Annotated in this window: 14 protein-coding genes; 11 read left to right on the top strand and 3 right to left on the bottom strand. The window is 60.5% G+C overall.

The genetic code is table 11. The annotated features are described in order from the left end of the window. The first annotated feature begins 12 nt into the window (after nucleotides 1–12). The 6 genes from ACPF9B_RS06535 (at nucleotide 13) to ACPF9B_RS06510 (ending at nucleotide 5,716) form a co-directional block, all read left to right on the top strand. Nucleotides 13–2,265, top strand: a complete 2,253-nt coding sequence (locus tag ACPF9B_RS06535) for a DUF3987 domain-containing protein (protein ID WP_424180102.1) — start codon at nucleotides 13–15, stop codon at nucleotides 2,263–2,265. A gap of 392 nt (nucleotides 2,266–2,657) precedes the next feature. Beyond that, nucleotides 2,658–3,146 carry a crossover junction endodeoxyribonuclease RuvC gene (locus ACPF9B_RS06530; protein ID WP_424180100.1) on the top strand — a complete coding sequence of 163 codons (489 nt, stop codon included), beginning with the start codon at nucleotides 2,658–2,660 and terminating at the stop codon, nucleotides 3,144–3,146. Next, nucleotides 3,143–3,340, top strand: coding sequence for a hypothetical protein (locus ACPF9B_RS06525; protein WP_058243099.1), 198 nt, complete (start codon nucleotides 3,143–3,145; stop codon nucleotides 3,338–3,340). The genes ACPF9B_RS06530 and ACPF9B_RS06525 overlap by 4 nt, the downstream gene beginning before the upstream one ends. Further along, complete coding sequence (locus ACPF9B_RS06520) at nucleotides 3,333–3,713, top strand: DUF6362 family protein (RefSeq protein ID WP_424180097.1); 381 nt, start codon at nucleotides 3,333–3,335, stop codon at nucleotides 3,711–3,713. Before ACPF9B_RS06525 ends, ACPF9B_RS06520 begins: the two co-directional genes overlap by 8 nt. Nucleotides 3,714–4,139: 426 nt before the next feature. Then, a complete protein-coding gene (locus ACPF9B_RS06515; RefSeq protein WP_424180095.1) occupies nucleotides 4,140–5,399 on the top strand; it encodes a site-specific DNA-methyltransferase in 1,260 nt (419 codons plus the stop codon). Next, on the top strand, nucleotides 5,396–5,716 hold the full coding sequence (locus tag ACPF9B_RS06510; protein ID WP_424180093.1) for a DUF7220 family protein: 321 nt from the start codon (nucleotides 5,396–5,398) through the stop codon (nucleotides 5,714–5,716). Before ACPF9B_RS06515 ends, ACPF9B_RS06510 begins: the two co-directional genes overlap by 4 nt. Here ACPF9B_RS06510 and ACPF9B_RS06505 read toward each other — a convergent pair. From ACPF9B_RS06505 to ACPF9B_RS06495, 3 genes are all read right to left on the bottom strand, one after another. Further along, complete coding sequence (locus ACPF9B_RS06505) at nucleotides 5,698–5,940, bottom strand: DUF3489 domain-containing protein (RefSeq protein ID WP_116904122.1); 243 nt, start codon at nucleotides 5,938–5,940, stop codon at nucleotides 5,698–5,700. The two genes, ACPF9B_RS06510 and ACPF9B_RS06505, sit on opposite strands and share 19 nt — an antisense overlap. Before the next feature lie 90 nt (nucleotides 5,941–6,030). After that, nucleotides 6,031–6,249 carry a hypothetical protein gene (locus tag ACPF9B_RS06500; RefSeq protein ID WP_149775041.1) on the bottom strand — a complete coding sequence of 73 codons (219 nt, stop codon included), beginning with the start codon at nucleotides 6,247–6,249 and terminating at the stop codon, nucleotides 6,031–6,033. Between the two features lie 5 nt (nucleotides 6,250–6,254). Then, nucleotides 6,255–6,524 (bottom strand): hypothetical protein, encoded by a 270-nt coding sequence (locus ACPF9B_RS06495; protein ID WP_424180091.1) that lies wholly within the window; start codon nucleotides 6,522–6,524, stop codon nucleotides 6,255–6,257. Between the two features lie 146 nt (nucleotides 6,525–6,670). On the opposite strand from ACPF9B_RS06495, the gene ACPF9B_RS06490 reads away from it, so the two are divergent. Genes ACPF9B_RS06490 through ACPF9B_RS06470 form a run of 5 tightly spaced genes read left to right on the top strand, consistent with a single transcriptional unit; the run spans nucleotide 6,671 to nucleotide 13,004 of the window. Beyond that, nucleotides 6,671–7,231 carry a hypothetical protein gene (locus ACPF9B_RS06490; protein ID WP_424180089.1) on the top strand — a complete coding sequence of 187 codons (561 nt, stop codon included), beginning with the start codon at nucleotides 6,671–6,673 and terminating at the stop codon, nucleotides 7,229–7,231. Further along, nucleotides 7,179–9,182: a phage terminase large subunit family protein gene (locus ACPF9B_RS06485; protein ID WP_424180087.1), complete on the top strand. Its 2,004-nt coding sequence runs from the start codon at nucleotides 7,179–7,181 to the stop codon at nucleotides 9,180–9,182. The genes ACPF9B_RS06490 and ACPF9B_RS06485 overlap by 53 nt, the downstream gene beginning before the upstream one ends. Then, the gene (locus tag ACPF9B_RS06480) at nucleotides 9,182–9,391 is read left to right on the top strand and encodes a phage head-tail joining protein (RefSeq protein ID WP_424180085.1); all 210 of its coding nucleotides are present in this window, start codon (nucleotides 9,182–9,184) and stop codon (nucleotides 9,389–9,391) included. Before ACPF9B_RS06485 ends, ACPF9B_RS06480 begins: the two co-directional genes overlap by 1 nt. Next, nucleotides 9,391–10,944 carry a phage portal protein gene (locus tag ACPF9B_RS06475; RefSeq protein WP_424180083.1) on the top strand — a complete coding sequence of 518 codons (1,554 nt, stop codon included), beginning with the start codon at nucleotides 9,391–9,393 and terminating at the stop codon, nucleotides 10,942–10,944. Before ACPF9B_RS06480 ends, ACPF9B_RS06475 begins: the two co-directional genes overlap by 1 nt. Nucleotides 10,945–10,949: 5 nt before the next feature. Then, a complete protein-coding gene (locus ACPF9B_RS06470; protein WP_424180081.1) occupies nucleotides 10,950–13,004 on the top strand; it encodes a prohead protease/major capsid protein fusion protein in 2,055 nt (684 codons plus the stop codon). The last annotated feature ends 32 nt before the right edge of the window (nucleotides 13,005–13,036 follow it).

The following is a 13,036-nucleotide window of genomic DNA, read 5'->3' as shown; positions in this document are numbered from 1 at the left end:
AACACATCGTACATGGCGCGCTTCGGCGCACGGCTGGTCACCAATGGCTATGGCATCCTGCCGATCGGTCCGGGCACCAAAAAGCCTGGCCAGTTTAAGCGTGGAGCATGGGCAGACTACCCCGAGTGGAACCGGCACACCGAACGCCCGACCACGGAGGTTGAGGTGACGACATGGGCGACCTGGCCCGAGTGTGGCATCGGGCTTGTTGGCGGCACGGTTGCGGCTGTCGATATTGACGTCGTTGAGGATGCGGAACTGGCGCTCCACATTGAGCAATTGGCGCGTGAACGTTTGGGGGATACCCCGGCGCTGCGCATCGGCAAGGCGCCAAAGCGGATGCTGATTTATCGCACACAAACCCCTTTCCGGGGCATCAAACGTCATCCGCTGGAGGTGCTTTGCCTCGGTCAGCAGTTCGTGGCCTATGCCAACCACCCGGACACTGGCGCGCCCTATGCCTGGCCAGAGGAAGGGCTGGCCGATCTCGATATCACGGAGCTGCCTGAAATCACCGCAGAGATGGCGCGCGCCTTTCTCGATGAGGCCTACGCGCTGTTGCCCGAACATCTGCGGCAACGTGGCCTTGCGACAGGATCAACAGGCACGGAGCACCTGCAGGCCCACAGCCAAATGGGGACATTGCCAGCCATTGAGGCTGCGCTGAAATGTCTGCCAAATGCAGAGTTGGATTATGACAGCTGGGTGCGGATTGGCATGGCGCTGAAAGGCGCGCTTGGCGAGGCTGGGGGCGATATCTTTGCTGGCTGGTCAGCGCAGGCGGCCAAGGACGTGCCCAGCACCACAATGAAGGCCTGGGCCAGCTTCAAACCCGATCGCATTGGCGCCGGCACGATCTACCACCTCGCCATGGAGCGCGGCTGGCAACCTGATGCATCACTGCGCTTTGATGGATCGACGGCCCGCGATGAACAGCATCCTGCAGCGGATCTCTTGTCGAAGCTGGGAGGGCATTCCGAGGTTCATGAGGAACCTTCGGCCACCTCGACATTCACGCTGGCCATACCGGATGGATTAGTGGGTGATTTGACCGATTACATGCTGTCGACAGCCCGGCGTCCTCAGCCGTTGTTGTCACTCGGTGCTAGCCTTTGCGCGATTGGTGCGCTCATGGGACGGCAGTATCGCACCGAGAGTAACCTGCGCTCGAACCTGTATGTCGTGGGCATTGCGGATAGCGGATCAGGCAAGAACCACGCCCGCGAGATCATCAACGAGGTCTTTTTCGAGGCGGGGCTGGCCCATCATCTCGGTGGCAACAAGATCGCCTCCGGCGCGGGGCTTTTGACCGCGCTGCACCGCCAGCCTGCGATCCTCTTCCAGATCGATGAGTTTGGTATGTTCTTGGCAGCGGCGGCCGACCGGCGGCGCAGTCCACGCCACATCACCGAAATCCTCGACAATATGACCGAGCTTTATACGGCTGCGGGCGGGATTTTCCTGGGTGCGGAATATGCCAACCGTGATGGCTCAAATGAGCGGCGGGATATCAACCAGCCCTGCCTGAGTGTCTATGGCACCACGACGCCTTTGCACTTCTGGGGCGCATTGCAGGGCGCAAACGTCGTCGACGGCTCGCTGGCCCGCTTTCTGATCTTGCCGAGTGATGAGGATTATCCAGACGAGAACATCGCTGTGGGCATGCGCCAGGCGGATCCCGCGCTGATCGCTGGGCTGCAAAGCGTGGCCTCTGGTGGTGGGCACCAGAAAGGCAATCTTGCGGGCAAGACAGCCGATCAGAACACCGCGGTAAGCCCAACTATCGTGCCCATGACCGAGGAGGCACGGGCCCGGTTCCGGCTGCTTAGCGTAGAGCTGACGGAGGAGTTGCGCGCAGCAAGTGGAACAGCCTTCACGGCGATCCTGGCCCGTATTGGTGAAAACGCGCTGAAGCTTGCGTTGATCGTCGCGGTCGGGCGCGATCCGGCCAATCCTGCGATCGACCTCTCGGCCGCAGACTGGGCGATCGATTTTGTGCGCCATTATGCGCGGCGGACGATTGCGGCGGTGGAGCGGCATGTTGCAGATACCGAAACAGAGGCCCATCTAAAGCGGCTCAAGGAAGTCATCCGTGCAGCTGGATCAAGTGGGATTACCAAATCCGAGGTGACACGGGCGTCGCAGTGGTTGAAATCACGCGACCGAAATGAGATCCTCGAAACGCTGATAGAAAGTGGTGACATCACCACCGGCATGCGCGACACCGGTGGTCGCAGGGCCATGGTCTATCGGATCCTGCCGTGAACAATGGACTTCTTTCAAAACGGGATTTTCTTCAATTGAAAGAAGTCGGGAGCTAAGTTGCTGTTCAGGAACGGATTTTTGACTTCTTTAACTTCTTTCAATCTTTCAAGGGGACACATGTATATATGTGTATTCTCGCGCGCGATGAGATGGAGGGAGAGGTACCTATTGAAATATAAGTAATATTGAAAGAAGGTATATTATACATACAGTTCAACCTCTTACAGGCTAACTTCTTTCAAATTGGCCTGTTGAAGAAATTGAAAGAAGTGCCGGGCGACCTCGTCGCCCCGCGCCTGACCTGACCAGACCACCCTTCGGGGCCTGGCGAGACCGCAGCCTTCACCGGCCAGCCCTCTCGCCTTGCTCATCAAATCGAAGAGGAGGTCTGCATGACCCAACCCAAACAAACCCTGCGCTGCATACTAGCGCTCGATCTGGGCACCACCACCGGCTGGGCCATCCGTGACTTTGATGGCCTGATCACCAGCGGCACCGCCAGCTTCAAGCCCGGCCGCTACGATGGCGGTGGTATGCGCTATCTGCGGTTCACCAACTGGCTAACTGAACTCGATCGGCTGTCCGGACCGATTGCAACGATCTGGTTCGAGGAAGTCCGTCGTCATGCCGGTACTGACGCCGCCCATGTCTATGGGGGCCTGATGGCGTCGCTGACAAGCTGGGGCGAGCTAAGGGGCATTCCCTATGAGGGCGTGCCCGTCGGCACCATCAAGCGTCACGCCACCGGCAAGGGCAACGTCAACAAGGACGCCATGATCGCCGCCGCACGGGCGCGTGGGTTCAGCCCTGCTGATGACAATGAGGCGGACGCTATCGCCATCCTGCACTGGGCCATCGAGACCCGGGGAGGTGTGGCATGAGGTTCACCCCCAAAGGCTATGGCGGACATCGCCGTGATCCCGATCAGGTCAAACGAGACGGTTGGCACGAACAAGGTGTGCTGGCTGTCAGCGTCGACGATCAACGTCTGACCTGGCCTGAGCGTGAACTGGTCGAGCAATTGGGTGCAAAACTCTACGGGCCACGCCCCAAAGGGGAGGTGCGCCATGGGTGAGAAAAAGACCTGGACCGCCGACGATGTCGCTGAACATTTCGAAGAAGCGTTCCGCACGCTTCGCAAGCTGCCGCCGGTGAAGGCAAAGGGGTACTTCAACGCCTGGCCTGACATTGCGCGGACCAGCCGTGAGATTGCTGCGATGGAGCCACAGCCTATGCGGGTCTGGCCGTCGGCGGCGTCGATCACACGGCTTGAGCAGACCTTCGATTGGGTGCTTTGGATTGACGAGGCCGAGCGCAAGCTGATCTGGTCGCGGGCGGCGCGTGTGCCTTGGAAGCAGATCAGCGGTGAACTTGGCGTTGACCGCACGACGGCATGGCGCAAGCACAAGCTCGCATTGACCAAGATCGCGTCGCGCCTGAATGTCTGAATGACTACAATGTGTTGCAACACTTTTGTGTTCGACACATGCAACAGTTTCGTGCTATCCGTAAGGCATAATGGGGAGAGTGCGTTGGAAGACGGCTCTCCCCGTTTTTGTTGGTGGATACTTCTCTGGCTTCCGGTTTCCAACCAGGGGTCCAGCTGGCATCCATCGCACTAACCCACTGAATTCGCGGGTCCTTCCTGGCCCCAAACGTATACGGGGGGGCAAGGCGCGCAATATCGCTAGCGACAGGGCCCGTTTTTTGGGAAGCCACCCCAGCGGGTATCCACCCGCGATCTGACAAAAACCACAATTAAACAAACCCTTGGAGCTGGATGCCTTGGCCGCCGCTGGACCCTTCGTGGAGTCCAAGCTGGTTGCTGGTGTCCGGAACCCAGGGGTCCACCCCATTGAGGCGCCCTGAACATTATGACCCTGAGCTTTGCCCCCGACGCAATCGAGACTTGGCCGCTTGCCAAGCTCCAGCCTTATGCGAAGAACGCAAAGATGCATGGCGCGGATCAGGTTGCAAAGATCGCGGCCAGCATGGCCGAGTTTGGCTGGACCGTTCCTTGCCTGGTCGCGGATGATGGAGAATTGATCGCAGGCCATGGCCGTGTGCTTGCCGCCACACAGCTGGGGCTGCTTGAGGCCCCCGTGATCGTGCTGGGACATCTGACCGAAGCACAGCGTCGGGCTTACCGGATCGCGGATAATAAGCTGACGGAACTTGGCACTTGGGACGAGGCGCTGCTATCGGCCGAGCTGAACGACCTGCTGGCAGAGGACTACGATCTCTCGCTCATCGGCTTTGATGACGCTGAACTCGAAGCGCTGTTGGCCGGAGACGTTGATCCTGAAACAGCCTCTCGCGAGGGCGAGGACGATGTTCCCGAGGCCCCCGAGACCCCAATCAGCCGTCCGGGCGATCTTTGGGTGCTCGGCAAACATCGGCTGCTCTGCGGTGACGCGACCGTGGCCACCGATGTCGATCGTCTGCTCGGTGATGTGAAACCGCAGCTGATGGTGACCGATCCGCCTTACGGCGTCGAATACGATCCCGGCTGGCGTAACAAGGCAGGAGCCGCCGCAACAAAACGTACCGGCAAGGTACTAAATGATGACCGGGCTGATTGGCGTGAGGCCTGGGTGCTCTTCCCTGGCGATGTGGCCTATGTCTGGCATGGCGCGCTGCATGCGACCACTGTTGCCGATAGCCTCGAGGCCTCCGGTTTCAATATCCGGTCTCAGATCATCTGGGCCAAGGATCGCCTGGTGCTGAGCCGCGGCGATTATCACTGGCAGCACGAGCCGTGCCTTTATGCGGTGAAGAAAACCGGCAAGGGACACTGGGCGGGCGACCGCAAACAAACGACGCTATGGCAGATCGCGAACAAGGATCAGGATGCTGAAACCGTACACGGCACCCAGAAGCCCGTCGAATGTATGCGCCGTCCGATCCTGAACAATTCCAGCCAGGGCCAAGCTGTCTACGAGCCTTTTATGGGCTCGGGCACTACGCTAATTGCGGCGGAAACCACGGGGCGGGTCTGCTACGGGATTGAGCTTAATCCGGCGTATGTCGATGTGGCTGTTCAACGGTGGCAGCAGTTTACTGGCAAGCACGCTGTTCTTGAAGGCGCCGGGACCAGTTTTGATGATCTGCGCTCAGAGCGGGGTAGCCAATGAAGCAATCCCGTCTGATGTCATTTTGTGAAGCGATTGCGAATGTCGCGGTTGGCTACTGTATCGCTGTTCTGACGCAGACCATGATCTTCCCGATGTTTGGGCTGCACACAACGCTGGCCCAGAACCTGCAAATGGGGGCGGTTTTTACCGTGGTGTCGATAGCGCGTTCCTTCGCCTTACGGCGGGTCTTCGAGGCAATCCGGGTCCGATCAAAAAAGCCGCCGCTCAAGATAAGCGACGGCTCTGTTCGCGCAAGGCTCCCTTACCGCCGCGACTTCAGCGGTACAGCGGCGCGGGATCAGTCTTCGATACGATAGACGCGTCCGCGCTCCTCCACCTTTTCCGAGGTGATTGCGAGGCCTAGCTTTTTCTTGAGCGCGCCGGACATGGCGCCGCGCACCGTATGCGATTGCCACTCGGTGGCATTGGCGATCTCTTCGATGGTCGCGCCTTCGGGCCGACGTAGGAGGTCAATCACGATCTGCTGCTTCGTCTGGTGCGAGGCCGTAGCGGTTGTTTTCGGTGTGGATTTCTGAGCCATAAGTGTCTCCAGTATTTGAGGATCGCGACATGCGTCCTTCTACCGAGACAGGCCCCGCGAGCGCGGGGCATATCTTGAGGTCTGTGCAGTTCAGACCAGACCGATGTCTTTCAGACAGGCGGCTGCGTCGATCAGTTGATTGGTGGGCACCTCGATGGTGATCGTCATGCTGTCGGCGTAGGCGCGAACATAAACGCCACCGTCGTCCATCAAGGCGCATTCGATCTCGTCAAGGACTGTGGTGATGCGGCTGCGATCGAATTGATCGGGCAGTTTACGAATTGCGATACGAATTGTGCTGGTTTCCATGGCGCTTACTCCGCGTGCTCGCCTTCGCTGAAGGCGCTGTCGGTGATGCGCTTCAGCAGGCTGGCGTAATGCTCAAGGGTGCCAACATGGCCCCAGTTGATTTCGTCGGGGTGGCAGTTGAAATGCTCGTCGCTGAGGCTCTGAAGCCGGGCGAGCATGTTGTCGATCTCGGCTTTCTTGCCAAGGAAGGCGTTGATCGCAGCTTCGCGGTTCCGCGCGGCCTTTTCGGCGCGCAGTTGGTGGCGAGGCGTGGTGATCGGGTTCGAGCGGGTCATCGTGGCGGCTCCTTGGTTTTGTGCGACCGCTGCGCTGCTTGAGCGCGGTGGTGAGTTGCATCGTTTTCGTGAGACCACATTCGCTCTACTGCGGAGGCTTATCAACGACATAAGCACATGATTTTGAATGATAATCGGAGCGCGCAATGGAAGGTTTGAGCGAGCGCCAATACGCCACCCGTGTTGGTCTTTCACGCGGTGCAATCCAGAAGGCCAAGGCAACAGGACGGCTGGTGCTGCACGACGATGGCAGCATCGATGCGGTTGCAAGCGATGCCTTGCGTGCTGAGGCAACCGACCCATCCAAAGCCCGCAAGAGGCCGCAGCCAAGACGCAAGCCTGTGCCGGAAGCTGCTGTCTCGGCAGTCGGTGACACTCTGAAGGAACAGGGGCTTGAGGCTCCGGCAAATAGCGGTGGCACCACCTTTTTGCAGGCCAAGACGGCCAATGAAGTGCTGAAGGCGCAGGAACGTCGTCTGCGTCTGCAAAAGCTGAAAGGCGAGTTGATCGATCGGGCTCGCGCACTGTCGCTGGTTTTTCGGCTGGCGCGGCAGGAGCGTGATGTCTGGGTCAACTGGCCCGCGCGGGCGGCCGCGTTGATGGCGGCAGATTTGGGCGTTGAGCCCGCCGCAATGCAGAAAGTTTTGGAAAAACATGTCCGTGCCCAGCTCGACGATCTTGCCGAGGTCAAACCTGATCTCCGATGATGCGGACGATCTGCCGGATTTCGATGGCGCGGCAGAAATCCTGCGTGCCTGGGGCGCGGGTCTCACGCCGGATGCAGACCTGACCGTGTCCCAATGGGCGGACCGACACCGGATGCTGTCAGGGCGTGCGTCGGCAGAACCTGGTCGGTATCGAACGGCCCGCACGCCTTACATGGCTGAGATCATGGACAGGCTTTCGCCCGGCGACCGGGCACAGCGGATCGTGTTCATGAAGGCAGCGCAGGTCGGCGCGACCGAGGCGGGCAACAACTGGATTGGCTTTGCGATCCATCAGGCGCCAGGACCCATGCTGGCGGTCCAGCCAACGGTGGAATTGGCGAAACGAAACTCACGTCAGCGGATTGATCCGCTGATCGATGAGAGCCCGGAACTGCGGGAGCGGGTCAAACCGGCGCGTTCTCGTGACGCGGGCAACACGATGCTGTCTAAGGAATTTGCGGGCGGTATTTTGATCATGACCGGGGCAAACTCGGCCGTAGGGCTGCGCTCGACCCCAGCGCGCTACATTTTCCTCGACGAGGTCGATGCCTATCCGGCGTCCGCCGACGATGAGGGTGATCCGGTTACGCTGGCGGAAGCGCGTTCGCTGACCTTCGCCCACCGGCGCAAGGTGTTCTTGGTCTCAACCCCGACCATTCGCGGCATGAGCCGGATTGAACGGGACTATGAGGCCAGTGATCAGCGTCGGTTTTTTGTCCCATGCCCGCATTGTGGCGCGATGCAGTGGCTAAAATTCGAACGACTGCGTTGGCAGAAGGGGCGCCCCGAGACAGCGGAATATCACTGCGATGGCTGCGAGCAGCCCATAGCGGAGCATCACAAGACGGCGATGCTGGAGGCTGGCGAATGGCGAGCAACCGCCACGGCGGCGGACCCGAATACCGTCGGTTATCACCTATCTGCGCTCTATTCGCCGATTGGCTGGCTCAGCTGGGAGCGGATTGTGCGGGCCTGGGACGCAGCCCAGGGGTCGGATGAGGCGATCAAAGCGTTTCGCAACACGATCCTCGGCGAGACGTGGGTCGAGACGGGTGAGGCGCCGGACTGGCAGCGGCTCTACGACCAGCGAGAAGGGTGGAAGCCGGGCATTGTGCCTGCGGATGGGTTGTTCCTGACAGCTGGCGCCGATGTGCAAAAGGACCGGATCGAGGTCGATGTCTGGGCCTGGGGCCGCGGGCTCGAAAGCTGGCTCGTCGATCACATTGTTATCGAAGGCGGCCCCGATCGTCATGAGGCGTGGGGCGATCTGACCGAACTGCTTGGTCGAACCTGGCCGCATGAGCGTGGCGCGCACTTGAAGATTGCGCGGCTTGCCATTGATACCGGCTATGAGGCTCCGGCGGTCTATGGCTGGTCGCGGGCGCAAGGATTTGCGCAGGTCGCGCCCGTCAAAGGCGTCGAAGGGTTCAACCGCGCAAGCCCCGTATCTGGCCCAACCTATGTGGATGCGACTGAAGGGGGCAAACGTCTGCGCCGGGGCGCGCGTCTTTGGACCGTGGCGGTCTCGACCTTCAAGGCAGAGACCTATCGCTTCCTGCGGCTCGAAAGGCCGACCGACGAAGAACGCGCCGACGGTGCGACGTTCTCGCCCGGCACGGTGCATCTGCCGCATTGGGTCGAGAACGAATGGCTGAAGCAATTCGTGGCCGAGCAGTTGGTGACGGTGCGCACCAAGCGCGGCTTCGCCCGGCTCGAATGGCAGAAGCTGCGCGAGCGCAACGAGGCGTTGGACTGCCGAGTTTATGCTCGCGCTGCCGCCTGGATCGTGGGCTCGGATCGCTGGACGGACGAGAAATGGCGGGACCTTGAAGACCAGCTTGGGGTCGCTGACGCCTCTGCGGATCCTGCGGGGCAAATCAACAGGCAAGCGCAGGCTGCGCAAGGCAAGCGTCAATCCGACTGGCTCGGACGGCGTGGAGGATGGTTTTGATGACTGATTGGACGGAAACCGAGCTTTCAGCGCTGCGCCGTGCCTATGCCAGCGGCACCACGCGGGTCAGCTATGATGGCAAATCCGTCGATTATGGTTCAGCTGCAGATCTCCTTTTGCGCATTCGAACGATTGAGCGCGCCATCGCAGGGACCACACGGCCGCTACCGATCGCCGGACTTGCTGGCTTCTCGCGCGGAGATCGCTGATGTCGGGAAACTGGTTTGATCACGCAATTGCCACCGTGGCACCGCGCGCGGCAGCGCGGCGTGTCCTTGCGCGCCAGGCGTTCGAAACCCTGACGCGCGGATATGATGGTGCCGCTAAGGGGCGGCGAACCGATGGGTGGCGCGCGCCGCGCACATCCGCTGATACCGAGGTGGGCGTGGCTGGAGCCCTCTTGCGGGATCGGATGCGCGATCTGGTGCGCAACAACCCGCATGCGGCGAAAGCTGTGGCGGTACTCGTGAACAATATTGTTGGTGCGGGCATCATGCCCCGAGCGGCCAGCGGCAATGACACGCTGGACCGCAAGGTCGACGCGCTATTCGCGCGCTGGTCTGCCGTAGCTGATGCCGATGGACAGCTCGACTTCTATGGTTTGCAGACCCTGATCTGCCGCGAGATGGTCGAGGCAGGAGAAGTTCTGGTGCGCCGCCGCTTGCGCCGCTCCTCTGATGGGCTACCGGTGCCGCTACAATTGCAGGTGCTGGAAGCCGACTTTCTGGATGCCACAAAATCTGGCGTGCTCGGCGCGGGGCGCTTGGTACAGGGAATTCAGTTTAATCCCATTGGAAAGCGAGAGGCCTATTGGCTACACGCTGAACATCCGGGCGATGCCTATGGCGCGATGCAGAATGGCCTGCAGAGCCGCCCGGTGCCTGCGATGGAGATCGCGCACGTCTATGAAAAACAGCGCACACAGGCGCGTGGCGTTCCCTGGGGTGCACCGGTGATCCGCAGCTTGCGCGATCTCGACGATTACGAGGTGGCCGAGCTGGTGCGCAAGAAAACCGAGGCCTGTGTCACCGCTATCGTCTTTGGCGATGATGAAGCGCAACAAGGCATCGCGCCGTCGGTGGTTGATGCTGATGGCAATCGGGTCGAGCAATTCGAGCCTGGGCTCATTGCTTATGCGCGCGGCGGCAAGGACATTCGGTTTAACCAGCCCTCTGCCACCGGCGGCTATGCAGAATACAAGCGGGCGAGCCTGCATACGATCTCGGCAGGGTTCCGTGTGCCGTATGAGTTGCTGACCGGCGATCTCTCCCAGGTGAACTATTCCTCGATCCGTGCGGGGCTGGTGGAATTCCGCCGTCAGATCGACGCTGTGCAGTGGCAGCTGTTCATTCCAATGTTTTGCGCCCCGGTCTGGCGCTGGTTTTGCGAGGCTGCATGGGCTGCAGGTCTGATCCCAACACCAGACGTGCCGGTAGAGTGGTCACCGCCGAAGTTCGAAGCGGTCGATCCTCAGAAAGACGCGATGGCCAACCTGCTGTCGATCCGGTCCGGCACCATGACGCTGGCCGAGGTCATCGCGCGGCAGGGCCGCAATCCAGACGCCGTGCTGGCGGAGATTGCAGCAACCAATGCCAAGCTCGACACACTCGGGTTGGTACTCGACAGCGATCCACGCCGGGTCACCAAAACCGGAAGTGCGCAGACAAGCGATCTGGGTGCCAATCCGGACAATGACCCGACGAATGGCTCGCCCGACAACGACACAGACCCTGCGCGGGCTGACATCGACCAACAGGATTGACCGATATGGACACAACGATCGAAATCCCGGCCTTGCGCCGGATGGCGGAGCTTGCGCCAAACTCAGCTGATATTGACGCTCGGACTGTTGAAGTCGTCTGGTCAGCCGGTTCGCGTGTGCGCCGAACGACACTGTTTGGCGAGCCCTATGATGAGGAACTGAGCCTCGATCCGGATCACGTGCGGCTTGAGCGGCTGAATGCAGGTGCACCTTTTCTGAAGGTGCATGAGGTCGATACGCTGGATGCCGTGATCGGTTCTGTGGTTCCCGGCTCTGCCCGGATCGAAAACGGCCGTGGCATTGCGCAGGTTCGGATCTCTGAGCGCGCCGATGTTGAACCGATCTGGCGCGACATCCAGGCAGGCCACATCCGCGCGGTGTCCATCGGCTATCAGGTTCATCGGTTTGAGGTCTCAAAGCCCGAGGCTGCCCGCGAGTTATGGCGCGCAGTGGATTGGACGCCCTTTGAGGTGTCCGCTGTGCCTGTCGGCGCGGACCCCGCAGCGGGGTTTCGCGCACAATCCCCACTTCACGACTGCGTCCTTCATCGCCGGGACGTCTCACCCACACCTAGAGGAGCTACCCCGATGACGGACACATCCAACGCCCCGGCCACAGAGGCCAAAGACAAGCCCAGCGACAACAATGCTGACGAGGATACACCCATGACCGATACCCAAAAGCCGACGGACGAACCAAAAGTCGCTGCAAGCGAAACCCGCACACAGCCAAAGCCGCAAATGGCTGACATCGCCGCAGCGCCTGACACCGAGGCGGTCGCGACCCGCGCCCGCGAAACCGAACGCGACCGCGTCTCCACAATCTACGATCTGGCAGGCCGTCTGAACCTCGAGCGCGGCTTTGCCGAGGATCTGGTGAAGCGCGGCACGGATATCGGCGAAGCGCGCCGCCTGATCCTCGATCAGGTTGCGACAAAATCCGAAGAAAACCGCACCTTCAGCCAGGTGTCGATCCCACTGGGTGGCCGTGACGAGCAGGTCACCCGTCGGGATGCTGTCGCCAATGCACTCCTGCATCGCTACAGCCCGACGCTCTTCACTCTGGAAGATGCCGCCCGCCAGTACCGCGGCATGACGCTGATGGAACTGGCCCGCGAAAGCCTTGGCAACGCCGGGGTTAACACGCGGGGCCTGTCGCGTGACGAGGTGGCCACGCGGGCGTTGCATTCAACGTCTGACTTCCCCGAAATTTTGTCGGCGGTTACGAACAAGACCCTGCGGCAAGCCTATGATGCCTATCCCCGCACGTTTATGCTGTTTTGCCGTCAGGTTCTGGCCACTGACTTCAAGTCGATGCATCGGGTGCAACTTGGTGAGGCCCCGCAGTTGCTGGAAGTTGGCGAGAGCGGAGAGTTCAAGCGCGGCACGCTCGGCGAGAGCAAAGAGAGCTACAAGGTCAAGACCTATGGCCGGGTGGTCGCCATCACGCGGCAGACGTTGATCAATGATGATCTCGACGCCTTCACGCGCATCCCGGCAATGTATGGCAACTCTATCGCCCAGCTGGAGTCGGACGTCGTCTGGGGCATCATCACCGCCAATCCGGCGATGGCCGATGGCAATGCGCTCTTCCATAACACTCACAAAAACCTGGCCGGCACTGGCGCCGCACTTGATGTGGGCAGCGTCGGTGCCGCACGTGCTGCGATGGCCAAGCAGACCGGTCTTGATAAAAAGACGGTCCTGAATGTCCGTCCCGCTTATCTGATCGTGCCTGCGTCGTTGGAATTGCGGGCTGAGCAGATGGTCGCCCAGAACCTCGTGCCAGCTGCAACCTCGAACGTCGTACCGCAGTCAATCCGGACACTGTCCCCCATCAGCGAGCCGCGGCTTGATGCTGTGAGTGAAACCGCTTGGTATCTTGCAGCCAATCCAAATCAGATCGACACAATCGAGTACGCCTATCTCGAAGGCCAGCAAGGTGCCTACATCGAGACCCGCAATGGCTTTGACGTCGATGGGGTCGAGATTAAGTGCCGCCTCGACTTTGGCGCCAAGGCCATCGACTGGCGCGGCCTCTACAAGAACCCGGGCGCATAATCCGAGCCAATTCTGAAACTCCAACCCTGACG

This window comes from Yoonia sp. TsM2_T14_4, assembly GCF_049602355.1.
GTDB classification, from domain to species: domain Bacteria; phylum Pseudomonadota; class Alphaproteobacteria; order Rhodobacterales; family Rhodobacteraceae; genus Yoonia; species Yoonia vestfoldensis_A.
This window is presented reverse-complemented; position numbering and strand designations above follow the sequence as displayed.

Coding starts and splice junctions, on each gene's coding strand:
- ACPF9B_RS06490 (WP_424180089.1), top strand. CDS start 6,671: ATGGAAGGTTTGAGCGAGCGCCAATACGCCACCCGTGTTGGTCTTTCA.
- ACPF9B_RS06475 (WP_424180083.1), top strand. CDS start 9,391: ATGTCGGGAAACTGGTTTGATCACGCAATTGCCACCGTGGCACCGCGC.
- ACPF9B_RS06485 (WP_424180087.1), top strand. CDS start 7,179: ATGTCCGTGCCCAGCTCGACGATCTTGCCGAGGTCAAACCTGATCTCC.
- ACPF9B_RS06505 (WP_116904122.1), bottom strand. CDS start 5,940: ATGGCTCAGAAATCCACACCGAAAACAACCGCTACGGCCTCGCACCAG.
- ACPF9B_RS06495 (WP_424180091.1), bottom strand. CDS start 6,524: ATGACCCGCTCGAACCCGATCACCACGCCTCGCCACCAACTGCGCGCC.
- ACPF9B_RS06535 (WP_424180102.1), top strand. CDS start 13: ATGGCGCGCTTCGGCGCACGGCTGGTCACCAATGGCTATGGCATCCTG.
- ACPF9B_RS06530 (WP_424180100.1), top strand. CDS start 2,658: ATGACCCAACCCAAACAAACCCTGCGCTGCATACTAGCGCTCGATCTG.
- ACPF9B_RS06470 (WP_424180081.1), top strand. CDS start 10,950: ATGGACACAACGATCGAAATCCCGGCCTTGCGCCGGATGGCGGAGCTT.
- ACPF9B_RS06520 (WP_424180097.1), top strand. CDS start 3,333: ATGGGTGAGAAAAAGACCTGGACCGCCGACGATGTCGCTGAACATTTC.
- ACPF9B_RS06480 (WP_424180085.1), top strand. CDS start 9,182: ATGACTGATTGGACGGAAACCGAGCTTTCAGCGCTGCGCCGTGCCTAT.
- ACPF9B_RS06510 (WP_424180093.1), top strand. CDS start 5,396: ATGAAGCAATCCCGTCTGATGTCATTTTGTGAAGCGATTGCGAATGTC.
- ACPF9B_RS06515 (WP_424180095.1), top strand. CDS start 4,140: ATGACCCTGAGCTTTGCCCCCGACGCAATCGAGACTTGGCCGCTTGCC.
- ACPF9B_RS06525 (WP_058243099.1), top strand. CDS start 3,143: ATGAGGTTCACCCCCAAAGGCTATGGCGGACATCGCCGTGATCCCGAT.
- ACPF9B_RS06500 (WP_149775041.1), bottom strand. CDS start 6,249: ATGGAAACCAGCACAATTCGTATCGCAATTCGTAAACTGCCCGATCAA.